Below are 25,804 nucleotides of genomic sequence, written 5' to 3'. Positions count from 1 at the left end.
TAGAAATTTTTCATAATCTATGAAGGATTGGTAGCATTAGAAAAAAATTTATGTTATAATTGGGACTGTGAACCTAGGGATGTAAGAATTGGTTTTCAAGCGAAGGAGTGCAGGCGGAATGCTGAAGAAGTATGCGGTAGACCAGCTCAAGGAAGGCATGGTCGTCGGACAGGCAGTATATAAGGAAGATATGTCTGTCCTCTTGGGAGAGGGTACGGTGCTCAATCAGCAGATGATCGACTCCTTGTCTGAGAGGAATATTGTCTCCGTGGAAATTCGGGAAGAAGACGGAGAAGAGGCTCTAGCTCCCATGCCCCAGAAGTCGCAGGGAGTGCAGGGGGCACCAGCGAAAACCATTCCGCTGAAGGAGCCGATTCTAGACGAAGGGTACGTAAGGGATTATGGCGATTGCTTCATCGAGTTGAAGTCTCTCTTTGAGGTCACGAAGGCGCACGGCTCTGTCGACAAAGATTCAGCAGAAACCCTGGCGCAGAACATCCTGCCGCTTTGTTCGGGCGCGAAAGCTGTCGCGCACATCCACAACATGACACCCAAAGGCGAGTACACTATCCATCACAGTCTCCATGTCGCCATTTTGGCAGGGCTTATGGGCAAGTGGCTCAAGATGCCGCGGAAAGATCAGCTGCGCCTCATTACGGCGGGTGCTCTCATTCTTATTGGCAACTTGCGCATAGAGCAGGCGATGCTCGATAAGGAGGGCGTCTTGACGCCTGATGAGCGCAAGATCATGCAGGAACATCCGAAATTCGGGCATGAGCTGATCATGGCGGGAGGCTTGGGTGAGGACAAGGAGATCGCCGAGGCCGTGCTGCAATATCATGAGAGAGGCGATGGTTCGGGCTATCCCAGAGGTCTCGTCAAGGAAGAGATCGGCAAATTCGCACGCATCCTCGCTATCATGGACATGTACGATGCGATGGCATCGGACCGCTCCTACGCGAAGAAACGCTCGCCTTTCGAAGTGTTCAACATTTTGTCAGACGACATTATGAATGGGCAGCTCGACACGGAATTCGGCTTCCGTTTCATTCGTCGCGTCTGCCATTCTTTGAACGGAAACTGGGTCAAGCTTTCGAATGACGAAGCGGGCAAGATCATTTATATCGACGAGTCACGCCTCGCGGCACTTCCTGTCGTGCAGACGATGGATGGCGAGTTTATGGATCTCAACCTGCGCACAGATGTCAAGGTCGAGTATCTACTGACGAGTCGCGAGATTGAGGAAGAATGAGCGGCAGGCATCCGCAGGAGTGGCAAGCGGAAGGTCTCCTGGCATTTTCTTGACAAATAAAATACGCCTTGCTATAATACCTTGAGGTCGATGCAGAATGATGATGGTTTGTATTGCTGATGCAAACGCCGCGATGGGCAGGGGCGTTTCTTTTTCGTTTGTCACGACGGCAGAAGAGCTTGATGCCGAGCCGGAGGATTGCCGCATAGAAGGGCCTGTCGAGGTCACGGGCGAAATTCTCCACACGGGCGAGGCCTACCGGCTCACAGGTTGCGTGCGCTGCGAAAGAAAAGCCGTCTGCGATCGATGCCTTGAGCATTTCTCCGCTGAGGAGAATTATGCGTTTGATGAAGAAGTCCGACGAACGGACGACGAAAGCGGTCTTTCTATCGTTGACGACAAGATGGACATTTCGCCGCTGATTCGGGATACGCTTCTTGCTGCTCAGCCGATTCACAATGTTTGTCGGCCGGATTGTCTCGGGCTTTGCCCAAAATGTGGTGCAAACCTCAATGAGGGTGAGTGCGGCTGTGACCGTGCCGTGCCTGATCCGAGGCTTGCGGCTTTGGAGCAGCTTTTGAAGAAGCAGAAGATTTGATGCACACAGTAAGGAGGTGTTTCCCGAATGGCAGTACCTAAGCGTAAGATGTCGAAAGCACGCCGCGATTCGCGCCGTGCGAATTGGAAGCTCACGGCTCCTGGCTTCGTTTCGTGCCCGCAATGTCATGAGCCGAAGATGCCCCATCGTGTTTGCCCCGAGTGCGGTTACTACGATGGCAGAGAAGTCGTTGCTGCGGACGAGTAAGAAATTTGGGGTGAGCAGGATGTAAGCGATTATGTCCTGCTCATTCTTTTATTTTATATTCTTAAAAGGAATTATCGCAAAGACAGCGAAGATACTAGAATGAGGCATGTGTCTGGGGAGGAAAGATCGTTCGTGAAGATTGCAGTGGATGCCATGGGCGGGGATTATGCGCCGGAGCAGATCGTCTTCGGTGCAGTTCGGGCTGCGAAGGAATATGGCTGCGAGATCGTTCTCGTCGGGGATGAGAAGAAGATCATGCGGGTTCTTGCCAAAGAGGAAGGCTGGCAGAACTTGGGCATTTCTGTGCTGCACGCGAGCGAGGTCATAGAGATGGGGGAACATCCCGTCACTGCCGTGCGCAAAAAGAAGGACTCTTCCGTCGTCGTCGCGACGCGGCTCGTCAAGGAAGGTGCCTGCGATGCCGTGCTCTCCGCCGGCTCGACAGGCGGCGCAGTGGCGGCGGCGCAGTTTATCCTCGGACGCATTGCGGGCGCGGATCGCCCGACAATCGCGACGCCGATGCCGACGCCAAAGGGCGTGACGCTCCTCCTCGATTCGGGAGCGAACGTCGACAGCAAGCCTAAGCATCTTGTGCAGGGCGCCATCATGGGCGCGCTTTACGCTGAGCATGTCTTCGGCATAGAGAAGCCGCGCGTCGGTCTGCTGAATATCGGCGAGGAAGAGACGAAGGGCAACGAACAGGCGCAGGCGACGTACCCGCTATTGAAGTCCATGACGACGGTGAACTTCTGCGGCAACGCGGAAGGGCGGGACATTCCCAAGGGGAATTTTGATGTCGTCGTTTGTGATGGATTTGTCGGCAATGTTGTGCTAAAATTTGCGGAGGGGTTGGCGAAGACGCTCGTGCGTCTCGCGAAGGATGCCGTGAAGAATGGAGGAATTTTCGCGAGACTCGGCGCGTTCCTATTGCTGCCGGCGCTGAAGAAGCTCGGCAAGACGATCGACGTGTCGGAATACGGTGGCGCCCCCCTTCTCGGTGTGCGTGGCTGCTGTCTCATCGCGCATGGCTCGTCCAACGCGAAGTCCATCGCGAGCGCCATACGCGTCGCCAAGGACTACGTGGAGAGCGACGTCCTCACGCATATCAAGGAAAATCTGGCACGCGAAGCGGCCTTGGCCGACAGCAGGAAGTGTCCTGCAGCGAACGGGGAAGAGCTTGCTGCAGAAGCCGTCCGATCGTGAGATGGGTGTATAGGAGGATCAGGGATGTTTGAAGAAAATCGTATTTGTCAGATGCTGCGGATAAAGTATCCAATCTTCCAGGGAGGCATGGCTTGGATCGGCACGGCGGAGCTTGCTTCTGCCGTCTCGAACGCCGGGGGGCTCGGTATCATCGGCGCAGGACACATGCCGCCCGACGTCCTGCGCGCGGAAATTCAAAAGTGCAAGGGCTGGACAGAGAAGCCGTTCGGCGTCAATATCATGCTCATGTCGCCCTTCGTCAAGGAAGTCATGCAGGTTGTCGTCGATGAGCGCGTGCCCGTCGTGACGACAGGAGCGGGCAATCCCGGAGAGTACATTCCAGCGCTCAAGGAGATCGGCAGCAAGGTCATCCCTGTCGTCGCTTCTGTCGCACTTGCCAAGCGCCTCGTTAGGACGGGCGTCGACGCACTCATTGCCGAGGGTACGGAGTCGGGCGGTCACGTCGGCGAGATCACGACGATGGCGCTCGTACCGCAGGTCGTCGATGCTGTCGATGTTCCTGTCATCGCAGCGGGTGGTATCGGTGATTCACGCGGCATGGCGGCGGCGCTCGCCCTCGGTGCATGGGGCGTGCAGATGGGCACGCGCTTCGTCCTGTCGAAGGAGTGTATCGCGCACGAAAACTACAAGAAGTTCGTCTTGAAGGCGCGTGATCGCTCGACAGTCGTCACGGGGCGCTCGACGGGTCATCCTGTGCGCGTCCTCGCGAATAAGCTCACGCGTGAATTCGAGGAGATGGAGCGGAGCGGTGCCTCGACGGAAGAGCTTGACAAGCTCGGCGCAGGCAAGCTCAACCTTGCGACGCACAAGGGCGACATCGAGAACGGCTCCGTGATGATCGGACAGATTTCGGGCATGCTCAATAATATTCTGCCCGTCGCAGACATTATCCATAATATCGTGGAGGGGTTGCCTGGCGCTGTCAACAGCGCCGAGGCGCATTGCAAATAAAAGTAAAGAAGAGGTGTTCACGCTAAATGAAAGAGAGGTCGGTTCGATGAACAAGCTCGCATTCGTATTCCCCGGACAGGGTGCTCAGCAGGTCGGCATGGGCAAGGATTTCTACGAGAAGTATGATGTGGCGAAGAAGCTGTTTCGTGAGGCGGACGAGGCACTCGGCTATTCCATCATGGCGATGTGCTTCGATGGTCCAGAAGAGGATCTGCGCCTAACAGCGAACACGCAGCCGGCGATTCTCACCGTCAGCGTGATCGCAAACGAGATCCTCAAGGAGCATGGAATCCAGCCCGAGATCACGGGCGGACACAGCCTCGGCGAATACTCGGCACTCGTCGCAGCCGACGTACTCGACTTCTCTGATGCCGTACTCCTCGTACATAAGCGCGGCTCCTTCATGCAGGAAGCCGTCCCGGTCGGTGAGGGTGGTATGGCGGCCGTCATGGGGCTTGAGCGCGAAAAGATCGTCGAGGTCTGCGAGAAGGTTTCGGCGGATGTTGGCGCTGTGCAGGCGGTCAACTTCAACTGCCCTGGACAGATCGTCATCGCGGGAACGATGGCGGGTGTCGAGAAGGCGGCGGCTCTCTTGGGTGAGGCGGGTGCGAGAAAGAGCGTAATCCTGCCCGTCAGCGCACCGTTTCACAGCACCTTGATGCAGCCGGCGGCGGAAAAGCTTGCCGCAGAACTCGATAAGGTCGAGATTCGCGATGCGAAGATCCCGGTCGTCGCCAATGTCTCGGCTGAGATCCTCACGAAGGCGGCGGACATCAAGGAGAGTCTCGTCAAGCAGGCAGCGAGTCCCGTGAAATGGGAGGATTGCGTCTTGAAGATGAAGGAGTTCGGCGCCGATACCTTCGTTGAGGCGGGGCCGGGGAAGACGCTTTGTGGCTTCAATAAGCGCATCGACCGCAAACTTACGAGCATGAACGTCGAAAATCTGGAAACTTTGCAAAAAACGCTTGACTATTTCAAGGAGGTTCGCTAATATGCTTTTAGACGGCAAGACGGCGCTCGTGACGGGTGCGTCGCGCGGTATCGGACGCGCCATCGCCCTCTGCCTCGCGGCTGAGGGCGCACGCGTTGCCATCAACTATGCGGGTAATGTCAGGGCCGCCGAGGAAGTCAAGACTGCAATCGAGGCGGCGGGCGGTACGGCGATCCTTTGCCAGGCGGATATTGCAGACAGCTCGGCTGTCGAGGCGATGGTCGCCAATGTGGTCAAGGAGTTCGGCACGATCGACATTCTTGTGAACAATGCTGGCATCACGCGCGACGCCTTGCTCATGCGAATGAAAGATGAGGACTTCACGAAGGTTCTGAATACGAACCTCAAGGGTGTGTTCTACTGCACGAAGGCGGTCTCGAAGCTCATGATGAAGAAGCGTTCGGGCCGCATCGTCAACATGGCGTCCGTCGTCGGTCTTGTGGGCAACGCCGGACAGACGAACTATGCGGCGGCAAAAGCGGGTGTCATCGGCTTCTCGAAGTCGGCGGCGAAGGAGCTCGCTTCGCGTGGCATCACGGTCAACGTCGTCGCTCCGGGCTTCATCGGCACGGATATGACGGCGGGATTGCCGGAATCTGTCAAGGAGAAGATGCTCACGGATATCCCGCTCGGCAGAATGGGAGAGGCGGAGGATGTGGCGAACGCCGTCCTTTTCCTCGCATCGGATCAGGCGTCCTATATCACGGGGCAGGTCGTCAATGTAGACGGCGGCATGGTCATGTGATATAAATATAGAGGGAAACATTGAAAAAGGCAGTGAATCCCGAGAACAACGGAGGGAGGTGAATTGTAGTGGCGACTTTTGATAAAGTGAAGGATATCGTTGTGGAGCAGCTCGGCGTCGAGGCGGACGAGGTTTCCATCGATTCTACTTTTATTGACGATCTGGGAGCAGATTCCCTGGACATCGTTGAGCTCATCATGGCATTCGAAGAGGAGTTCGGAATCGAGATTCCGGACGAGGCAGCGGAAAAGATCAAGACCGTTCAGGATGTCGTAACTTACATTGACCAGCACAAAGAAGACGAGGGCAAGTAAATCCCTGTGCTCGTCTTGCCTTTCTTGAAGAAAATCCCGTGAAGTTTCTTCACGGGATTTTCTCAAGGAAGCGATGATAAAATGAGGTCGCCCAGATTTGCACAGATGCGCTGTATCTATAGCGGTCAACGTCAACCAATCATGCGGCGCGCTTCGCACTTGCATTCTTGGGACGTTTTCGCATACGAGCCGTTGCCCAATCGTCTGCGTCCTTCGGACTTGACTCTTGGACGGCTCAGCAAGGAGACAAACCGCAGGCGTAGCGGTGCTACGTCGAGGATTTGTCGACGACGAGAGGACAGTGCAGATGTGCGAAGATGGGTGGCTGAATTTATCGGAGCTTCCGCAAAAAAGAGAAATATTCTAGGGAAGCTCAGATATCAGAACTTCCCTCGATTGGAGGAGTGAAGTTGAAGCTTCCGGAGCTGAAAATTGGCGAAAAGATAGCAAAGATTCCCATCATTCAAGGTGGCATGGCGATTCGCCTATCGACGGCAAAACTGGCGGCTGCTGTGGCCAGTCAGGGGGGCATCGGCCTCATCGCCGCTTCGGGCTTGAGCGATGCAGAACTGCGCTATGAGATCCGATTGGCGCGCTCTTTGACGAAGGGCGTCATCGGCATCAATATCATGGTGGCGGCGCGGGAATTCGCACGAGTTGTGAAGACGGCAATCAGCGAGGGCATCGACCTCGTCGTGGCGGGCGCAGGCTTTTCGCGCGACGTGTTCGGTCTGGGCAAGGAGTCGGGAACACCGATCGTGCCCATTGTCTCCTCTGTTAAACTTGCGAAAATTTCACAGCGTCTTGGCGCCTCGGCGATCGTCGTCGAAGGCAAGGAAGCTGGCGGTCACCTCGGTACGGACACATCCGTGCGCGAGCTGATTCCCGACATCCGCAAAGCCGTGGACATTCCCGTCATAGCAGCGGGCGGTGTTCTCACGGGTCAGGACATTGTTGATCTCATACAGATGGGCGCCAATGGCGTGCAGATGGGCTCGCGCTTCGCCGCGAGCGAGGAATCGAATGCGGCTCCCGCATTGAAGGAGTTTTATTTGAAGGCGCAACCCGAGGACGTCGTCCTCATCCACAGCCCCGTGGGGCTGCCGGGGCGAGCCGTCCGAAATCCCTTCGCGGAGCGCATCCTCAAGGGCAATGTGCCGCCCAAGCAGTGCGACAACTGTCTCAAGGAATGCGCGCATAATTTCTGCATCATCCGTGCGCTCATTCGTGCCGAGCAAGGCGATGTGGAAACGGGACTCGTCTTCACGGGTGAGTATATCTCCCGAATCAAGGAGATTCTTTCGGTCAAGGAGATTTTCCGCCGTCTGACCGCCGAGGTTGCGGCCATCGGCTAGGAAGTTTCATGAGACAGAGGAAATAGTTTTTATGGAAAGACAGAGTGAGGTGTCATAGCTTGAGCAATCGTGTAGTCATAACGGGTCTGGGCGCGATCACGCCGATTGGCATCGGCAAGGAAGCCTTCTGGCAGGCGCTTCTTGCAGGAAAGAACGGCATCGATAAGATCACGCATTTCGATGCATCGGGCTGCCACGCGCAGATCGCGGGCGAGGTCACGGACTTCGATCCTGCCGCGTACATCGACAAGAAGGAAGCGAAGCGTATGGACCGCTATACGCAGTTCGCTGTCGCAGCGGCAAAGCTTGCCATCGAGGATGCGAAGCTCGATCTCGAAAAAGAGAACAAGGAGCGCATCGGTACGTTCATTGGCGCCGGCATCGGCGGCATCGAGACGATGCACAGCCAGTACCAGAAACTCTTCGACAAGGGACCGTCGAAGGTCAGCCCGTTCTTCATCCCGATGATGATTGCGAACATGGCAGCTGGACAGGTCGCCATCACTTACGGTCTGCACGGTCCTTCGGCGTGCATCGTGACGGCCTGTGCAACGGGTACGGACTGCATTGGTCATGCGTTCCGCGCCATCGAGATCGGCAAGGCGGACGTCGCCGTCGCTGGCGGTACGGAGGCTAGCATCTCGGAGGCCGCTGTCGCGGGCTTCTGCGCGATGAAGGCTCTTTGCGCCGATCACAACGACGATCCTGCACATGCCTCTCGTCCCTTTGACAAAAACCGCAGCGGCTTCGTCATGGGCGAGGGTGCAGGACTCGTGGTTTTGGAAAGCCTGGAGCATGCCGAGAAGCGCGGTGCGCACATCTACGCCGAGCTTGTCGGCTACGGTGCGAATGCCGACGCCTACCACGTCACAAGCCCTGCGCCGCACGGTGAATATCAGGCGAAGTGCATGACGCGCGCCATCGAGGATGCGGGACTTACGCCCGCTGACATCGACTATGTCAACGCGCACGGCACGTCGACGCACATGAACGACAAGGGTGAGACCGAGGCGATCAAGACGACGTTTGGTGCGGCGGCGAAGGATATTTCCGTCAGCTCCATCAAGTCCATGACGGGTCATCTCCTCGGTGCCGCCGGCGGCGTCGAGTGCATCGCGACGGCGCTCGCCGTAGAAAACGACATGCTGCCGCCGACGATTAATTACGAAACCCCCGACGAGGGGCTTGACCTCGACTATGTGCCGAACAAGGCGAAGCAGAAGACCGTGCGCGCGGCGATCTCCAACTCCTTCGGCTTCGGCGGTCATAACGCCTGCCTCGTACTCAAGAAGTTCCAGGCATGAAAAAGGCGGCGGAGGTTTTGTCCAAAACGCGCCGGGAAGCTCTCATAGAGCTTTCCGACCATCTCGGCATCGAGTTTCAGAACATCGTGCTGCTGCATGAAGCGCTCACGCATACCTCCTACGCAAACGAGGCGAAAAACAAGGGCGTTGTGCACAACGAGCGCCTGGAGTTTCTGGGTGATGCCGTTCTGGAACTGGCGACGAGCACCTACCTCTTCGAGCGCTTTCCCAACCGTCCCGAAGGCGAGCTGACGAAGGCGCGCGCCTCCATCGTGCGCGAGGCGACGCTCTCAAGGCGCGCGGCGGAGCTCAAGCTCGGCGAATATCTGCTGCTCGGTCACGGCGAGGCGTCGATGGGCGGCGGACATCGCCCGTCGATGCTCGCCGACGCCTTCGAGGCGGTCATCGGCGCGATTTACCTCGACCGCGGCTGGCAGACGGCATACGACTACGTCCTCAAACAGCTACACGATGAGCTTCTGACCATCGACAGCGGCGAGAACATGAAAGATTACAAGACGACCTTGCAGGAAGTCGTGCAGAAGCACGTCGACAGCAAGATCGCCTACGAGCTTCTGACGGAAACGGGACCCGACCACGACAAGACTTTTGAGTTTGCCGTGCGCATTAACGATGCGGTCTACGGCACGGGCAAGGGGCGCAACAAGAAGGAAGCCGAGCAGGGCGCTGCGCGAGAAGCGCTGCGCAAGATGAAGAAGCTTTGAAAAGTCCATATATGCCCGAAGAAAGGGGCTGTGCATGGGTCTGGAAAGACCTGTGTGCAGCCTCGTTTGTTTTGCACTGCGAATACCTCCTACGTCTGCGGGAATTTCTATGTTGCATAAATATCATTTATATAAGATGGGAATGGAGAGCTGGGGATATCGAAAAAACTGGATAGGATATATTTTCGATTATCGCGACACAATTTGAAATAATGCATATTTATTGAAGAATACTTGATTGATTTATGGAAAACTGTTTTATTTTCCATAAGGAGAAAGAAAAATATTCTCGAAAAAAGCATAAAAAGATATTGACAATCCTTATCCTCGATGCTAAAATACAGAACGTATCATTAATATCATTTATAATAATGAATGGCGTTCAAGGATGTATGCCGTTCACCTTTACGAATGGAGGCAATGGAATGAGAATGAGGAATAGACTGAGAAAGCGCAGGTACGCGGCACTTGGTGCAGCGATGTGGATGCTTTGGGGATCTTCAGCGCTTTGTGCAGCGGGGGGGGGATAATGGTTCTTCTTCAGAACGTGTGACGACGGAAGCCGTCAATGTCGAGGCGAACTATGAGAAGGAACTTCTCAAGGAGGAGCCGGAGACGAAGACCATCATCACGCGAGAGGATCTCGACCGCAAGGGGGCGCGCACGCTCTCCGACGCGCTGGCTGCCGAGCAGAGCATCCAGATGGGTACGGACAACATGGGGCGCAAGACCATCTCTATCCGTGGGGCTGAGGCGCGCCACACATTGATCCTCGTCGACGGAAGGCGGCTCGCGGGTGGCCTCAGCAAGTATTACGGCGCGACGGACGAGGCAAACCGTCTCGGCGTCGACAACATCGACCACATCGAAGTCATCCGCGGCTCGGGCACGGCACGCTACGGCGCCGACGCCATCGGCGGCGTCATCAATATCGTCACAAAGATGCCGCATAAGGCGGGCGCTACGCTCACGACGGAAGGTTCATGGCTCGACCAGGGCGGCAGCCAGTACAACCACAACATCAATTTCTCGACGGGCAATATGGGCGAAGGCATCTATATGGACTTCTCTATCGGCAAGAGCAAGACGGCGCCATTCCTCTACGATAGTGATGGTTCGTCGATGCAGTACTACGGTGAGCGCATGCCGATGAGCGCACGTATGGAAGTTACGCTCGGAAAAGGGGAATCGCTGCTCTTTTCTGCAGACCGTCTCGATGAGGACCTGCAGAAGGATACACCGCTGGGCACGATGTTCACGATGAACGCGCAGGAGGATGCGTGGCGCAGGAATTACAGCATCGATTGGAAGAAGCAGACCGATCGCGCGGATTTCCGCGTGCGCACTTATAGAACACAGTATAATTCTGACGTGGATTTTTTTGCACGCGCATTGAATCCGCGTCTGCCGTACAAGCATTCCTATTTTGATTACTTGGACAGGGAAGATCGTGTCATCGAAGCCTCCATGGGAATCATGGCAGGGAATGACCACTATATGACATTCGGCGCTGATTATCATGAAGAGAGCGGTGAGGGTACGAGGATCAAGGTGCCGGGGAAGACTGGGCGTGAAGTATCGCGGCTCTATGTTCGTCCCAATCCGTCCGATCCGTCCGATCCGACCAAGGTTACGGCGAAAGGGACGGTTTACGATACGACGCTGCATTATTACAGCGCATATCTGATGGATAGCTGGCAGGCAGGCAAGAAGCTTTTGTTGGTTCCGTCCCTTCGCTATACGAACCACAGCCATTTCGGTGTGAATCTCTCGCCCGCCATCGGTGCGACATACAAGGTGCGTCCAGATCTTCGCGTCAAGGCGAATATCGGCACGAGTTTCTCGACGGGCGGCATTGCGGAACTTTATCATGATTGGGAAATGTACGAGCCTTCCCTGAATCAAAAACCGCCTTTTCGCAATGGCTGGCTGTTTGAAGGTAATCCTGAACTCAAGCCTGAAAAGGCACTAAATATGGATCTTTCCATCGAAAAGGACTTCGACAAGAAGACGAGCGCCAAGCTCACGTTGTTCCGAAATGACTTCGACGACTATATGCAGATCATGTATACAGGTGAGAAGGAATCGAAGAATCTCAACGGTTTCACGCATTACGATTATTTCATGCGCTATCCGAAGGAGGATCCTTGGTCTGGAACGACCTATGATTTTGATGATGTCGTCAATGCACTCAAAAGTGCAGGGTCATGGAGTGACAAGGACGACATTATCTATGAGCAGACCGATTATGTGAAGGGTGTTCCGTCCATGGATGACGTATACACCTATAGGAACATCTCCAAAGCGCGTACGCAGGGGATTGAGCTTGAAGCAACACGAGAGTTTTCGAGAGATTTCAACGTGAAGTTCGGCTATACATTCCTTGACGCCAAAGACCGCGATACGAATAAGCGTCTCGAGGGGCGCGCACGTCACATGCTCAATCTTACGCTGAATTACAACGATCGCAAGAACGGCTGGCGTGCGACATTCTGGGGTGATTACGCTTGGAATTACCTCGATATTCGTGACCGTATCGCAACGGGACGCATCATAGGGAAGAATGGCGAGACCATTGGCAGGAGCTATACGTTCCCCGGAGAAGGGAGCGATACAGGAAAAACGTACTATCTGTTTGAAAATCAAGCGGATGCAGAAAGATATATGAAAGGCGACATTGAGCATGGCTTCACGCGTGAAAAGATTGCTCGCGAGAAAAATTACGGCCTTTGGAATCTGATGGTCGAGAAGGACATCACGAAGAATGCTACGGTCTATGCGGGCATCACGAACCTGTTCAATGCCTATGATCCGTACCTCGGCATGGCGGGGCGCATCTATCGCTTAGGCATGCGCATGACTTTCTAAGTTGGCAAGGGGCGCTGCATGATTTACGGCGAAGCTTGACTTCATGCAGCGGCCAAGAATATTTTTAATTTTTAAGGAGTGGTTGACAAATGGAAAACTTTATTCATCTTTTTAACAGCGGCGGCTTCGTCATGTATCCGCTGCTCATCCTCTCGCTGATCACATTGGCGATTGCGGTCGAGAGGTTCTATTATTTCCGCAATAATCGCAAGGGATCGAAGACCTTCTTCCACGGCGTCTATCATGCGGCTGCGGCGAAGGACTGGGACGTCGTGCGCCAGCTTTGCTCGGAGTTTCCCTCGGCTCTGAGCCGAGTCATCGCGAGCGGCATGGCGCATGACAAGTCGGAAGCAGCGATGAAGAGTGCTTTTGAGGATCGCATGTCGATGGAGTCGATCAGCTTCCATCGCTATCTTGACTATCTCAGTGCTATTGTCACGATTTCGCCGCTCCTCGGTCTCCTCGGCACGGTCACGGGCATGATCCAGACCTTCAGCGTGCTTGATAACGGTGGCGGCGCGGCGGCGATCACGGGCGGCGTCGGCGAGGCGCTCGTCGCGACGGCGAGCGGTCTCTGCGTGGCGATTATCGCCTTCTGCTTCTATACGTACTTCGATCATCAGCTCGATACGCTTGTCACGGACACGGAGCGCCTTTGCTCGACGGTCCTCGGGGCGAAAAAAGAAAGTTGGGATGAGGCATGAACTTCAGTAAGCATCGCACGGGAAAAAAGCCGGTCTTTATGATCATCCCGATGATTGATATCATCTTCTTCCTGCTCGTGTTCTTCATGATGAACAGTCTGCAGACGGTAGCGCAGAAGGCACTTGCCGTGCAGCTGCCTCAGGCGCAGAGCGCATCCGCGCCCGCACAGCTGCCGATCATCATGACGCTCGACGAGGAAGGTCACATCACGATCGACAATAAGCCTGTGAGCATTCAGGAATCGGCGACGATCATGAAGCAGCACATGCAGGAAAACGCCAATGCGGCGGTCGTTCTGCAGGCGGACAAGCGTACGGCGCACGGTCAGGTCGTCGCCGTCATGGACATGCTCAAGACTTCCGGGGTGACGCGCTTGTCGATTGCCGCTGAACAAAAGTGAATGAGGGAAGGAAGAAGATATGGAGCAAAACCTTTCATGGAAAAAAGCGTACCTTGCTTCCGCCTTGCTTCACGTTGTCATCGCCGTGCTCTTTGCCATCGGGCTGGCGGAGATTGTCGCGGAGAAAGAACAGCAGACGTATGTCGTCGATCTCGCGACTTCGAACTTCAGCCAGGGCAGCGGGCATGAAGGCGGGGGCGGCGGCGCGGCTGCCTTTCCTGAGCCGCTGAAGCCAGAAGAAGTGGCAAAGCGTGTGGAGACGGTGCAGCAGGCACAGACGCAGACACAGCCGGTCGTAACGGAGCCTGCGCCCGTACAGACTCCCGATGCGGTGCCGTCGCCCACGCCCAGCCCGACGACGAGCGCGCCGTCGAGCGGCGCCCCTTCTGCCTCGTCGGCGGGCGGTACAGGCGAGGGCACGGGCAGCGGCACGGGCACGGGCAGCGGCACAGGCTCGGGCAGCGGCACAGGCTCGGGCAGCGGTTCCGGCTCCGGCTCGGGGACGGGCGACGGACATGGCTACGGCGAAGGCTCGGGGGCAGGACAAGGCTCGGGCGACGGCAATGTTTCGGGTACGGGCACGTCGCCTTTCGATGCGGCGGGCTTCCGCGCAGCGATCGATGCGAACAAGCAGTACCCTTACATGGCGATCAAGCGCCGCTTGGAGGGATCGGCGTCGGTCATCTGCACGATCGACACGAGCGGCAGCATCGTCAGCGTCTCACTCGGCAGTTCATCGGGCAGCGACATCCTCGACGATGCCGCACTTGAGGCGGCGCGTGCGGTCGGCAGTTTCCCGAATCCGACGGGGCAGACCGTCACGGTCTCGACGCCTGTGAACTTCTACCTGAACTGACTTTGAAGCATCGAGAGCAAAGGAAGCAGTGCAGAAAGCAGGGGGTGGCGGGAGGAAAGGGTAGAGAAATTTTTCTTCTCGCCGCTTCCCTTTGCGGGATTATATGTTATAATATGAATATCGAACTAAGTATATTCATGAATTACATTCAGAAAAAGGAGAATTTTCTATGCGTACGATTGTTGTATATTCGTCCCTTACGGGAAACACGAAGAAGGTCGGCGAGGCGATTGCGAGCGGTCTGCCCGTAGGAACCGAGGCGGTCTCCGTCAAGGACGTGCCAGCCGATCTTGCCGACTATGACTGCGTATTTGTCGGCTTCTGGGTTGACCGCGGTACGGCGGATAAGGCGACGGCGGATCTTTTGCCGAAGCTGAGGAACAAGCATGTGGCGCTCTTCGCGACGCTCGGTGCAAATCCGAAGTCGCCTCATGCAGCTGAGAGCTTGGACAAAGCGGCAGAGCTTCTGCCCAAGGGCAAGACGCCTGTTGGCAAGTTCATCTGCCAGGGCGCCGTCGATCCCAAGGTCATCGAGATGATGTACAAGATGTATCCGAAAGGGCATGCCCATGGGCAGTCGCCTGAACGCGATGCGCTTCATGCCGAGGCGGCGAAGCATCCCGATGAGGCCGATTTGGCGGCAGCGAAGAAGTTCGCCGAGGAGACGATGGCGAAGATTTCATGAGGTGAAGCGTAATGGCTTATAAATTGAAAGATATGTTCGCTGCCGATACTGAGGAACAGCGCGAGCTGCAGTTCGGCAGGGCGGCGAACGACCCGCTGACGGAAGCGTTTCCGAGAAAGCGCGTCGTTCATGCAGGCGTGCGCGGTGAGGTCGTGCCGCCCGCTGAGGCGCAGGAAACGTGGCTGCGCATCATGAACACGCCCGCGAAGAAGGGCGAGGTGCAGGCGGCATACATCCACATCCCATTCTGCAAGACGAAGTGCCTCTACTGCGGCTTTTTCCAAAATGCCGCGCATCAGTCGGCGGAGGATGACTATGTCGAGGCTCTGATCGAGGAGATCGAAGCGTCCGAGGACGCGCCGCGCCTCAAGGGCGGCCTCATACACGCCGTCTTCATCGGTGGCGGCACGCCGACATCGCTTTCGGCGGAAAATGCTGCGCGCGTCCTCAGCACGCTGCGTCGCGTCCTGCCCTTGGCAAACGATTATGAGCTGACGCTCGAAGGCCGCATCCATGACCTCGTGCCAGAGAAGATCGAGGCGTGGCTCGCGAACGGCGTCAACCGCATCTCGCTCGGCGTGCAGTCGTTTGATACGAAGGTGCGCCAGTCGCAAGGCAGGATTGAAACGAGGGAGGAAGTCCTCGAACGGCTCAAGCTTCTGAAGTCTTACGAGCAGTGCTCGGTCGTGCTCGACCTCATATTCGGTCTGCCTGGTCAGTCGATGGAGGTCTGGCAGCAGGATCTCGACGACCTCATTGCCTCGGGCATCGACGGCGCGGACTTCTATCAGCTCAACGTCTTTGAAGGAAGCGACCTCAACAAGCGCATCGCCGAAGGCAAGCTCGATCCTGCGGCGACGACGAAGGAACAGGCGAAGATGTACGCTTTCGCGCACGACTACATGAAGAAGCGCGGTTGGCGTCAGCTCAGCATGTGCCACTGGGCTAGCAGTAATCGCGAGCGTAGTCTCTACAACGCGCTTGCGAAGAAGGGTGTGCCGATGTTCCCCTTCGGTAGCAGCGCAGGCGGCTTCCTCGAAGGCTACGCTGTCATGCTGCATCGCGTGCTGCAGCCTTACGCCATGCTCGTGGCGAGCAATCAGAAACCCATCATGGGTCTCGTCAGGCAATCGGAGATCCAGCCGTTTTCCAACTGCGCCGTCAACATGTTGGAACAGGGCTGGATGGACGTCTCACGCTTCACAGCGATGGACGAGCGTCTCGAAGACCTGCGCTGGCTCTATGAGCTTTGGGCAGAGCGCGGACTCGTCGACTTCAACGGCGTGCAGTACGAGCTGACGGTCGCGGGAAAGTTCTGGGAGGTCAATATCGCGCAGACGACGGTCGAGTGCATACAGTACCTGCTGACGGGCGAGAACGAGATGAGCGTTGAGCGCATCGCGGCGCAGGACAAGAAGCATGGCGAAGCGAAGGAAAAGATGCACGGCGTCGGTATGAACGGCGTGCCGTCCATCGAGATGATGCAGCGCATGCAGAAAATGGCGAAGGGCGGTATGCCGTCCTTGAAGGTGCTCAAGGAGTTCGCTAAGGAAGTCGGCATCCAGGGCATGCCAACGATGGAAGATATGCGGCGTCTTCAGAAGATGATGGAAGAGCGGAAAGTCGAGGAGAAATAGGGATTTTTCGGGGCGGTGCGAAAGAAGGAAGTCCGTCCGATTGGCACGGAATTTCTTCACGCTTCTCAGGGTAGGGTGTAGTCGTTTTACGGCTTGCCCTGCCTTTCTTTTCTTGACTTTTCCATTTTATTCATATACTATTGAAAGCTATAAGGGTGGTTTTTCCCTTCCGAAAGGTGAAAATTTTGAAGCGCCCCGCAGTCTCGGAAAGCAGGCGAGGGGAAGAAGGGGGCAGAGGAATCTTGTTTTTCCTACAGAAGAAAACGGTCGGTTTTTCCATGCTTTTGGTGGCATCCGTTCTCTCTTTCGCCGTACTCTTGAGCGGCTGCGGAGGACAGCAGGGTATGCAGAAGGGACCGGCACAGGTTAAGGTCATGAAGGCCATGCAGCAGGATGCGCCGATCACGAGCGAGTATGCGGGGCAGATTGCAGGCAAGGACGAGGTCAAGGTGCAGTCGAAGGTTTCGGGTGCCGTCGTCGAGAAGTATGTGAAGGGCGGCGACTTCGTCACAGCGGGGCAGCCGCTCTATCGCATTGATTCGCGTCAGTACGAGTCCGCTGTCTGGCAGGCACAGGCAGCGCTCGCGCAGACGGAGGCGACCTTGAGCAACGCACGCGTCGATCTCTCACGCTACGAGGCTCTCTACGAGGCAGCAGCGATTCCGGAGCAGACGGTGGCGACGCAGCGTGCGAACGTCAGCGCCTACGAGTCGGCGGCTGAGGCGAACGCAGCGCTTCTTCGCCGCGCGCAGCAGGATCTCGCCGACACGACGATCTACGCGCCGATGATGGGGCAGCTCGCCGTCGACGATGTCGCCGTCGGCACGTTCGTCACGGCGGGCAATACGACGCTCGTGACGGTCGGCACGAACGATCCCGTCTACGCGACGTTCAGCATCAGCGAGACGGATTACTTGAAGTTCATGGGTGCCGCCATGCGCGGCGAGGGAGCCCCTTCGACACGCGTGTCGCTGACGCTTGCGGACGGCACGGCATATCCGATCGACGGACGCATCGTCGAGACGGATCGCGCCTTAAAGGATAATACAGGAACTTTGAAGATCAAGGCGCTCTTCGACAATCCTGGCGGCCTTTTGCTGCCTGGCATGTTCGCACGCGTGAAGATCTCGGGTCAGACGGTGCCGAACGCCATCCTCGTGCCGGAGCGCGCTGTGCAGCAGCTTCTCGACAAGTCCTTCGTGATGGTCATGGAGGACGGCAAGTCGAAGGCGCGCACCGTGACGCTTGGCGACAAGGTGGGCAGCTTCTACATCGTCAAGGACGGTGTCTCGGCGAATGATCTCGTCGTCGTCGAAGGTCTGACGAATCTGCAGGAGGGCGTCGAGCTTTCTCCGACGGAGGTCACGGCAGAGGACATGGGCTTCTCACTCGAAAACGATATGAAGGCATTTGATTCCAGTGTGAGCACGTTGGGCAAATAGGCATAGGAGGGCATAAGCTTGGCAAAGTTTTTTATCCATCGGCCGATTTTTGCCATCGTCATCGCGCTTCTGATCGTTATCTGCGGCGTTATCGCGGGGCTTCAGCTGCCGATCGCGCAGTACCCGCAGATCTCGCCGCCGACGGTCACCGTCGGCACGATGTATACGGGCGCGAGCGCGAGCGTCGTCAATCAGACGGTCGCGCAGATCATTGAGGATCAGGTCAACGGCACGCAGGGCATGGACTACATGAGCTCCAACTCGGACGACACGGGGCGCTATAGTCTTACGGTCACGTTCGAGACCGGATCGGACGGCGACATGGATTCGGTCAAGGTGCAGAACAATGTTGCCGTGGCGACGGCGAGCCTGCCCGACGACGTCAAGACGGTTGGCGTCACGACGAAGAAGGCCTCGAACGACATGGCGATGATGGTCTCCATGTATTCGGATAGCGACCTCTACGACAGTACGTTCCTCAAGAATTACGCGACGATCTATCTCCTCGATAAGATCAAGCGTGTGCATGGCGTCGGCGACGTCCAGATCTTCGGCTCGGACTATTCGATGCGCGTCTGGCTCAATCCCGACAAGCTCGCAGAACTCGGCTTGACGGTCTCCGACGTTGCAGCTGCGATCAAGGAGCAGAATATACAGGCGCCGGCGGGTACAATCGGCGCGATGCCCGTGCCCGAGATGCAGGAAAAGCAGGCGACGGGCAAGGTCAACGGCCGTCTCGTGACGCCCGAGCAGTTTGGTAATATCATCGTGCGCGCTTCGGGCGACGGCAGCTTCGTGCGCCTCAAGGATGTCGCGCGCGTGGAGACGGGCGCGAAGACGAACAACATCATCGTCAAGGCGAATGGACATCCGGCGCTTGCCATGGGCGTTCAGCTCACGAGTGATGCCAATGCCATGCAGACGGTCGCCGCTGTCAAACAGGTCATTGACGAGGCACGGCCGAACTTTCCGCCTGAGATGCGCTGCGATACGATCGTGGACAGCACGAACTATATCCGTGAATCCATCACGGAGGTCGTGCACACCTTCGTCGAGGCGCTTCTCCTCGTCGTGCTCGTCATCTTCGTCTTTTTGCAGAGCTGGCGCGCGACGCTCATACCGCTCCTGGCTGTGCCCGTATCCTTGATCGGCACGTTCATCGCGTTCATCGCGCTTGACTTCAGCATCAACACATTGACGCTCTTCGCGATGGTTCTCGCCATCGGTCTCGTCGTCGACGACGCCATCGTCGTCATCGAAAACGTCGAGCATCATATGAGCGAGGGTCTGAGTGTCGTCGATGCCACGGAGCGCGCGATGGACGAGGTGCAGGGACCTGTCGTGGCGATCGCCTTCGTGCTCGCCGCCGTCTTCGTCCCTGTCGCCTTCTTGGGCGGCATGATGGGCGTGCTCTACAAGCAGTTCGCCCTGACCATCGCCATCTCCATGGCAATCTCGGCCTTTGTCGCCCTGTCGTTGACGCCGGCCCTTTGCGCTTTGATCTTGAAGCCGCACGCGAAGGACAAGGCAGACAAGAAGGGCATTCTCGATCGCTTCTTCGCGGGCTTCAATACGTGGTTTGACAAGACGAAGAGCGGCTACTTGGGCATTGTCGCCAAGATGATTCGCAAGTCGCGCTTCGCCGTACTCTTCATGATTCTCGTTTGCGCCCTTACGGCGATCGTCTACAAGAACATGCCTTCGACCTTCGTGCCGGATGAGGATCAGGGATTTTATATCGTTTCCGTAAGCCTGCCGCCCGGCACGTCGACCAACGTCACGCAGGAGAGCATAGACAAAGTGCAGGCCTCTCTCAAGGAGCTGCCCGGCGTCGATATGGTCATGGCTATCAACGGTTTCGATATCCTGTCCTTCGGCGCGAAATCGAACGCGGGCACGTTCTTCGTCGGACTCGATCCGTGGAGTGAGCGCACGACGGTGGAGACGAACATCAACATGCTCATCGGCAAGACCTTTGGCATCGGTGCGAAGGTCGCGCCCGAGGCGCAGGTGATCGCGTTCAACATGCCGGCGCTGCCGGGACTCGGCATGGTCGGCGGCTGGACGATGCAGCTGCAGGATATGTCAGGGCATACGGAAGAGGAGCTTGATGCAATTACGAAACAGGTCTTGCAGGCGATGAATCAGCGGCCTGAGTTGCAGGGCGTGCGGACGACGTACAGTACCGATGCGCCAATCTATAATTTCGAAATCGACCGCGAGAGGGTCAAGCAGCTCGGCGTACAGATGAGTGATGTGTTCACGGCGCTGCAGGTCAATTTCGGCGGCTATCAGGTCAATGATTTCAACCAGTTCGGCCGTACCTACAAGGTCATGATGCAGGCGGATATGCCGTATCGCTCGGAGGTTGAGGCGACGCGCTTCATCTTCGTCAAGTCGAGCGCGGGCACGATGGTGCCGCTTGATACGCTCCTGAAGCCGAAGCGCGGCACGGGCGCACCGATTATCTCGCGCTTCAATTCGGCGCGTGCCGTTCAGATCCAAGGCAACGCAGCCTCGGGCTACAGCTCGGGCGACGCAATGCGTGCGGCGGAAGAAGTCGTCTCTGAAGTGGCTCCTGCGGGCTTCAACGTCGAGTGGTCGGGGCAGAGCCGCGAGGAGAAGACGGCGGGAAGCTCGACGCTTCGCGTGCTCGCCCTGTGCCTCGTCTTCGTATTCTTGTGCCTCGCAGCTCTCTACGAGAGCTGGAGCGTGCCATTTGCCGTACTTTTGACGGTGCCTACGGGCATCCTGGGTGCACTCCTTTCCGAGTACGTGCTCGGCATGGGCGGCATGATCCTGTTCCACCACATGAATTCGGGGCTGCAGGACAGCATCTACATGCAGATCGGCATCATCATGATCATCGGTCTGGCGGCGAAGAACGCGATCCTCATTGTCGAGTTTGCGAAGGTGCGCGTCGACCGCGGCATGGAGCCGGTCAAGGCGGCGATTGAGGCGGCGGGCTTGCGCCTGCGTCCAATCCTCATGACGAGCTTCGCGTTCATCATCGGCTGCCTGCCGCTGGCCGTTGCCACGGGTGCGGGCGCTTCTGCGAGAAACGGCATGGGCGTCGCCGTCGTCGGCGGCATGCTTTTCGCGACGATTCTCGGCGTGTTCCTGATCCCCGTGTTCTACGTCATCGTGGCATGGATTTCCGCAAAACTCGGCACGCTCAAGCAGGCGAAGAAGAAGACGCCTCTCGATTATATGTGATAGTGTTGGAAGATGCTGCTTGCTGCACTTCCTAAAAAAAGAAGCCGTCCTGCGGGGCGGCTTCTTTTCATGTAGGCTATACATACAAATGTTCGCTTCAATAGCGCGAGACGGCAAAATATGATATACTGTACAGGTTGCCGCCCCTATACATGGCAATGGAAAGGGGGGTATCGGTGTCAATCATCACATTCATTCTTTCCATCTTGGCTGGTGTAATTGCCAATTACGTTAGCAAACGGCTCGATGAGAGGGAGACCGACGGCGATGAGCCTAGGGATTAAGCCCACCTGCAATAAGGGAACAGAAAGACCCCCAAGGTGCAACTTGGGGGTCTTTCGTGTATCGGTTATGACAATCATCACATTTGCCACTCGTAGTATAGCATATTTCGCTAATCATGTGCAAGTCGTTTTTCCATGTAGACGGCTGACGCTTCGCGTATTTCCCTATGCTGCATATCTATTTTCTCCTAAAAATATGGGCGAAAGGGAAAATTTGTGATAAGATAGAGAGGCAATCGTCGGAGTGGCGCAAAAAGCGATGCTTCCGAAAATAAGGAGAGAAATTTATGGAACAAATCATGGGGACGGCGCTCTTGATGATGGAGGGCGCACAAATCACGCTGGAAATCTTCTGCGTGACGCTCCTCTTGTCACTGCCCTTGGGGCTTCTCGTCGCGCTCTGCCGCATATCGAAGCTCGGGCCTTTGCGCCTTCTGATGGAGTTCTACATCTGGCTCATGCGCGGCACGCCGCTGATGCTGCAGCTTCTCTTCGTCTACTTCGCCCTGCCGATGGTCGGCATACGTCTGCCCGATATCGCGGCGGCGCTCCTCGCGTTTACGCTCAACTATGCGGCGTACTTCGCGGAAATCTTCCGCGCGGGCATTCAGTCGATCGGGCGCGGGCAGTATGAAGCAGCGAAGTCGCTCGGCATGACGTACACGCAGACGATGCGGCGCATCATCGTGCCGCAGATGATCCGCCACGTCCTGCCGCCTGTGAGCAACGAGACGATCAACCTCGTCAAGGATACGTCGCTCATCTACATCCTGGCGATGAACGATCTCTTGCGCGTGGCGCGTACGATCGTGCAGCGCGAGTTCGACATGACGCCGTTCTTCGTGGCGGCTGTCTTCTATCTCGCGATGACGTTCGTTCTGACGTGGGGATTCAAGAAATTGGAGGCGTACTATGGCAAGTACGATGAATGAGCCGGCAATCCGCATGCACGGCATCCATAAGAGCTTCGGGGCGAACGAGGTGCTGCGCGGCATTGACCTCGCAGCCCAACGCGGCGAGACGCTTTCCATCATTGGGCCTTCAGGCTCAGGCAAGTCGACGCTGCTGCGCTGCATCAATCGGCTCGAGGACATCGACAAGGGTTCGATCGAGATCGATGGGGATTTCCTCGCTGCAGAGAACGAGGACGGTCATACGGAGTACGCTTCGAGCGGGAAGTGCCGCACACTTCTGTTGAAGATGGGCATGGTCTTTCAGCAGTTCAACCTCTTCCCGCACATGACGGTGCTGCAGAATCTGTTGGAGGCGCCTGTCGAGGTCAAGGGCATGAAGCGCGAAGAAGTCCTGCCGACGGCGGAGGAACTTCTCCGAAAGGTCGGGCTTTTTGACAAGCGCGACGCCTACCCTGCACGCCTGTCGGGCGGGCAGCAGCAGCGTGTCGCCATCGCGCGCGCGCTTGCCATGCGTCCTGAGATCATGCTGTTCGACGAACCGACGTCGGCGCTCGATCCCGAACTCACGGGTGAGGTCTTGAAGACGATGCGTGAGTTGGCGGCAGAGCACATGACGATGGTCGTCGTGACGCATGAGATGGCGTTCGCGCGTGAGGTTTCGCAGCAAGTGGTGTTCATGGCGGACGGTACGATCGTGGAGCAGGGGAAGCCCCGAGACCTTTTCCAACAGCCGCAGGAAGAGCGCACGCAGGCGTTCCTGCGCAACATGCTTTGAGGTTTGACAGGAGGGGTTCGCATGAACGTGTCGTTTCGTTGGCTTTTCTTTTTCGTTTTCGCTGCGGGCGCTTTTTTCTTGAGCTTCCCAGCATTTTCGACGGCGCAGGCGGCGCCTTTGACTCAGATCAAGAACGTGCGTGTCCATGCGGATAAGGAGAAGGTGCGCATCGTCGTCGATGCGGACGGCGAGGTTGACTACAAGTCGATGACGCTCGCCTCGCCTGGACGCGTTGTCGTCGACATCTCGGGCGCACGCATTTCGTCTTCCGTTGCAAAGAGCCAGAAGATTGAGAGTCAGTTCGCGACGAAGGTGCGCCTCGGACAGTTCAATCCGACTACGGTGCGTATCGTCGTGGAGACGGAGATGTACAAGAGCAGCAGCAATTACGACGTGTTTTCTCTGGAAGGCGGCCCTGTGCCGTATCGCGTGGTCATGGATTTTGGAAATCTTTCAGGCAGTGCGGGCAGTAGCACGTCCTCCGCAGGAGGCGCTTCTTCGGGCGGTTCGAACATCGACTTCGGCCATGGGACAGGTTCGTCCGATGATTCAGGCAGTTCCTCGGATGGCGGACAATCTTCTTCGGGGATGACGCGTTCGAGAAGCCAGAGCAGCGCAGCGCCGGGCATTGGCGGCAAGCGCATCGTCCTTGATCCTGGGCACGGCGGCAGCGACACGGGTGCCATCGGACCGACGGGCGTGACGGAAAAGAGCATCGCGCTTCGCATCGCGAAAAGACTCAAGGCGCTCTTGGAAGCAGAGGGGGCAGAGGTCATTTTGACGCGCACGGAGGACACGGAGGTTTCGCCGAAGAAGGCGAAGGCGACGGATGTGGAGGAACTGCAGGCGCGTTGCGACATCGCGAATCAAAATTCGGCGGACATCTTCCTCAGCATACATCTCGATGCTTTCTCAGGGCCTGAAGCGCACGGCACGACGGGCTACTACTACGAGATGGGATCGGCTGACAGCACGCGCCTTGCCGACTGCGTCAAGCGCGGTGTGCTGCGCCGCCTCGGTACGCTCGACCGCGGCACGAAGCCGTGCGCCTTCTATGTGTGCCGTCATACGGATATGCCTGCAATGCTTTTGGAGACGGCCTTTGTTTCCAATCCGCGCGAAGAGCAGATGATGAATTCGGAGGAGGGCGTGGAGAATGCCGCGCAGGGCATTGCGGCGGGAATTGCCGAGTATTTCCAATGAGATGAGATGCGCCTGCTGCGGTGGGAAGGCCACATTGAGAAAGGAAGATTTCATGGAGAAGAAGGCGAGATTGGATGGAATCCTGATGGGCGAGGAGGAGCGTAGAAAGCGATTTTATCGCCGCGCACTGCCCGAAAACCGCACGCTCAAGGAGGCTCTGGGTTGCCTTTCGCGCGAAGAGCTGGACGACTTGGCGTACAACCTCTGCCTGGAGGGGACGGAGGGCATGACGTTGCCTGCGCTCATCGACACTCTTTTGCCTGCCGCCGTGCAGTTTGCCGAGCGCTGGCTGCCATCGGCGTTTGAGGAGCAGTACCAGGCGTTTCGCCATATACAGGAGAAGGGTGGGCTTGCCAATGACTTCCGCGAGGACGATGTGCGCATCGACTACCTGTGCGGACTCGGCATCATGGCGGTCGGTGCGGATGAGGGCAAGCTCTATTGGTACATGCCCGAGGAGATGGCCGAAATCTTTAAGAAGCTCGATTCCGCAGTTTATGAAGATGCCGTGCGTCTCAATACGGAGATCATGCGCCTCGCGACAGGACTTCTCTTCTACTATGGCTTCCTCGACTACGACCAGCTTTTCGCCATGGTCAACGCTTATCTGGAAGAGAGTCAGCGCCTTGACTTCGCCGCCTTCATGGGCGTGATGCTCAACGGCTCCTGCTGGCACAAGGAAGTCATTGGCACGGAGCGAGGCTTGGCGTATCATACGCTTTTGAGCGCGCCGTGGCTCGAAAGAGAGCAGAAGGAGAAGGAGAATCTTCCTTTTGCCGAGATTCCTTACGGCAAGGTTTACGATGCGGGAGAAGAGGGATATATCGAGGCGACGCTCGCCTACAAGAAGCTTGCGCAGTTCTTCATGGCGAAGCTCTCGATGGAAGTCCTGCAGGCGGCGGAAGCCGTCGGGAAGATTCTCCTGCTCTTCCAGAACGGCGGCAGTATGAAGGATGTCGCCGCGTTTTTGGAAACGTTGGACAAGCTTGACGATGAGGCGGCAGAGGAGGAGATGACGAAACTCGTGATCGCTCTGCACGCGACGACACGCCTGTGGCGGCTCAAGGGTCATACGCCGGACGAACTCAAGGAGAATGCGCGCGAGATGGCGCGCAAGATGCATTGAGGGACGCGGGTGAAGAGCGGGGCGATC

The 25,804-nt window shown here is 56.9% G+C and carries 24 protein-coding genes; all 24 read left to right on the top strand.

What is annotated here, in order from left to right; all coding sequences use genetic code 11:
- Positions 1 to 118 precede the first annotated feature (118 nt).
- The 24 genes from RWS31_RS03200 (at position 119) to RWS31_RS03085 (ending at position 25,777) form a co-directional block, all read left to right on the top strand.
- Positions 119 to 1,252 carry an HD domain-containing phosphohydrolase gene (locus tag RWS31_RS03200; RefSeq protein ID WP_314596043.1) on the top strand — a complete coding sequence of 378 codons (1,134 nt, stop codon included), beginning with the start codon at positions 119 to 121 and terminating at the stop codon, positions 1,250 to 1,252.
- Between the two features lie 97 nt (positions 1,253 to 1,349).
- Positions 1,350 to 1,850 (top strand): DUF177 domain-containing protein, encoded by a 501-nt coding sequence (locus tag RWS31_RS03195; protein ID WP_314596041.1) that lies wholly within the window; start codon positions 1,350 to 1,352, stop codon positions 1,848 to 1,850.
- Between the two features lie 27 nt (positions 1,851 to 1,877).
- The gene (gene rpmF / locus RWS31_RS03190) at positions 1,878 to 2,057 is read left to right on the top strand and encodes a 50S ribosomal protein L32 (RefSeq protein ID WP_009644988.1); all 180 of its coding nucleotides are present in this window, start codon (positions 1,878 to 1,880) and stop codon (positions 2,055 to 2,057) included.
- Positions 2,058 to 2,189: 132 nt separating this feature from the next.
- Positions 2,190 to 3,260: a phosphate acyltransferase PlsX gene (gene plsX / locus RWS31_RS03185; RefSeq protein ID WP_314596039.1), complete on the top strand. Its 1,071-nt coding sequence runs from the start codon at positions 2,190 to 2,192 to the stop codon at positions 3,258 to 3,260.
- A gap of 24 nt (positions 3,261 to 3,284) precedes the next feature.
- Positions 3,285 to 4,232 (top strand): enoyl-[acyl-carrier-protein] reductase FabK, encoded by a 948-nt coding sequence (fabK, locus tag RWS31_RS03180; RefSeq protein WP_314596037.1) that lies wholly within the window; start codon positions 3,285 to 3,287, stop codon positions 4,230 to 4,232.
- Between the two features lie 46 nt (positions 4,233 to 4,278).
- The gene (gene fabD / locus RWS31_RS03175; RefSeq protein WP_314596035.1) at positions 4,279 to 5,223 is read left to right on the top strand and encodes an ACP S-malonyltransferase; all 945 of its coding nucleotides are present in this window, start codon (positions 4,279 to 4,281) and stop codon (positions 5,221 to 5,223) included.
- Between the two features lies 1 nt (position 5,224).
- Complete coding sequence (gene fabG, locus RWS31_RS03170) at positions 5,225 to 5,968, top strand: 3-oxoacyl-[acyl-carrier-protein] reductase (protein WP_314596033.1); 744 nt, start codon at positions 5,225 to 5,227, stop codon at positions 5,966 to 5,968.
- Between the two features lie 68 nt (positions 5,969 to 6,036).
- Positions 6,037 to 6,282: an acyl carrier protein gene (locus RWS31_RS03165; protein ID WP_006191257.1), complete on the top strand. Its 246-nt coding sequence runs from the start codon at positions 6,037 to 6,039 to the stop codon at positions 6,280 to 6,282.
- Positions 6,283 to 6,692: 410 nt separating this feature from the next.
- Positions 6,693 to 7,637, top strand: coding sequence for a nitronate monooxygenase (locus RWS31_RS03160; RefSeq protein ID WP_314596286.1), 945 nt, complete (start codon positions 6,693 to 6,695; stop codon positions 7,635 to 7,637).
- Positions 7,638 to 7,696: 59 nt separating this feature from the next.
- Positions 7,697 to 8,941: a beta-ketoacyl-ACP synthase II gene (fabF, locus tag RWS31_RS03155; RefSeq protein ID WP_314596032.1), complete on the top strand. Its 1,245-nt coding sequence runs from the start codon at positions 7,697 to 7,699 to the stop codon at positions 8,939 to 8,941.
- Positions 8,938 to 9,666, top strand: a complete 729-nt coding sequence (rnc, locus tag RWS31_RS03150) for a ribonuclease III (protein ID WP_314596030.1) — start codon at positions 8,938 to 8,940, stop codon at positions 9,664 to 9,666. Before fabF ends, rnc begins: the two co-directional genes overlap by 4 nt.
- Positions 9,667 to 10,215: 549 nt before the next feature.
- Entirely contained in the window at positions 10,216 to 12,534 is a 2,319-nt protein-coding gene (locus RWS31_RS03145; protein ID WP_314596028.1) for a TonB-dependent receptor, read from the top strand.
- A gap of 89 nt (positions 12,535 to 12,623) precedes the next feature.
- Entirely contained in the window at positions 12,624 to 13,238 is a 615-nt protein-coding gene (locus RWS31_RS03140) for a MotA/TolQ/ExbB proton channel family protein (RefSeq protein ID WP_314596026.1), read from the top strand.
- Positions 13,235 to 13,639, top strand: coding sequence for a biopolymer transporter ExbD (locus RWS31_RS03135; RefSeq protein WP_006191263.1), 405 nt, complete (start codon positions 13,235 to 13,237; stop codon positions 13,637 to 13,639). The genes RWS31_RS03140 and RWS31_RS03135 overlap by 4 nt, the downstream gene beginning before the upstream one ends.
- Positions 13,640 to 13,658: 19 nt before the next feature.
- Positions 13,659 to 14,495 (top strand): TonB family protein, encoded by an 837-nt coding sequence (locus RWS31_RS03130; protein WP_314596024.1) that lies wholly within the window; start codon positions 13,659 to 13,661, stop codon positions 14,493 to 14,495.
- A gap of 169 nt (positions 14,496 to 14,664) precedes the next feature.
- Positions 14,665 to 15,180 (top strand): flavodoxin family protein, encoded by a 516-nt coding sequence (locus RWS31_RS03125; protein ID WP_314596023.1) that lies wholly within the window; start codon positions 14,665 to 14,667, stop codon positions 15,178 to 15,180.
- An 11-nt stretch (positions 15,181 to 15,191) separates the two neighbouring features.
- Positions 15,192 to 16,817, top strand: coding sequence for a heme anaerobic degradation radical SAM methyltransferase ChuW/HutW (gene hutW, locus RWS31_RS03120; protein WP_314596021.1), 1,626 nt, complete (start codon positions 15,192 to 15,194; stop codon positions 16,815 to 16,817).
- A 242-nt stretch (positions 16,818 to 17,059) separates the two neighbouring features.
- Complete coding sequence (locus tag RWS31_RS03115) at positions 17,060 to 18,259, top strand: efflux RND transporter periplasmic adaptor subunit (protein ID WP_314596019.1); 1,200 nt, start codon at positions 17,060 to 17,062, stop codon at positions 18,257 to 18,259.
- Positions 18,260 to 18,277: 18 nt separating this feature from the next.
- Positions 18,278 to 21,475, top strand: a complete 3,198-nt coding sequence (locus RWS31_RS03110; protein WP_314596017.1) for a multidrug efflux RND transporter permease subunit — start codon at positions 18,278 to 18,280, stop codon at positions 21,473 to 21,475.
- Between the two features lie 176 nt (positions 21,476 to 21,651).
- Positions 21,652 to 21,759, top strand: coding sequence for a nitrate reductase (locus RWS31_RS03105; protein WP_314596016.1), 108 nt, complete (start codon positions 21,652 to 21,654; stop codon positions 21,757 to 21,759).
- A gap of 287 nt (positions 21,760 to 22,046) precedes the next feature.
- Entirely contained in the window at positions 22,047 to 22,691 is a 645-nt protein-coding gene (locus RWS31_RS03100; protein WP_009644920.1) for an amino acid ABC transporter permease, read from the top strand.
- Positions 22,672 to 23,448 (top strand): amino acid ABC transporter ATP-binding protein, encoded by a 777-nt coding sequence (locus tag RWS31_RS03095; protein WP_314596013.1) that lies wholly within the window; start codon positions 22,672 to 22,674, stop codon positions 23,446 to 23,448. Before RWS31_RS03100 ends, RWS31_RS03095 begins: the two co-directional genes overlap by 20 nt.
- A 21-nt stretch (positions 23,449 to 23,469) precedes the next feature.
- Complete coding sequence (locus RWS31_RS03090; protein WP_314596011.1) at positions 23,470 to 24,651, top strand: N-acetylmuramoyl-L-alanine amidase; 1,182 nt, start codon at positions 23,470 to 23,472, stop codon at positions 24,649 to 24,651.
- A 34-nt stretch (positions 24,652 to 24,685) separates the two neighbouring features.
- Positions 24,686 to 25,777 (top strand): hypothetical protein, encoded by a 1,092-nt coding sequence (locus RWS31_RS03085; protein WP_314596009.1) that lies wholly within the window; start codon positions 24,686 to 24,688, stop codon positions 25,775 to 25,777.
- The last annotated feature ends 27 nt before the right edge of the window (positions 25,778 to 25,804 follow it).

Source organism: uncultured Selenomonas sp. (genome assembly GCF_963528755.1).
In the GTDB taxonomy this organism is placed as follows: domain Bacteria; phylum Bacillota; class Negativicutes; order Selenomonadales; family Selenomonadaceae; genus Selenomonas.
The sequence above is the reverse complement of the archived record's forward strand: the minus strand, read 5'-3'. Positions and strand labels throughout refer to the sequence as shown.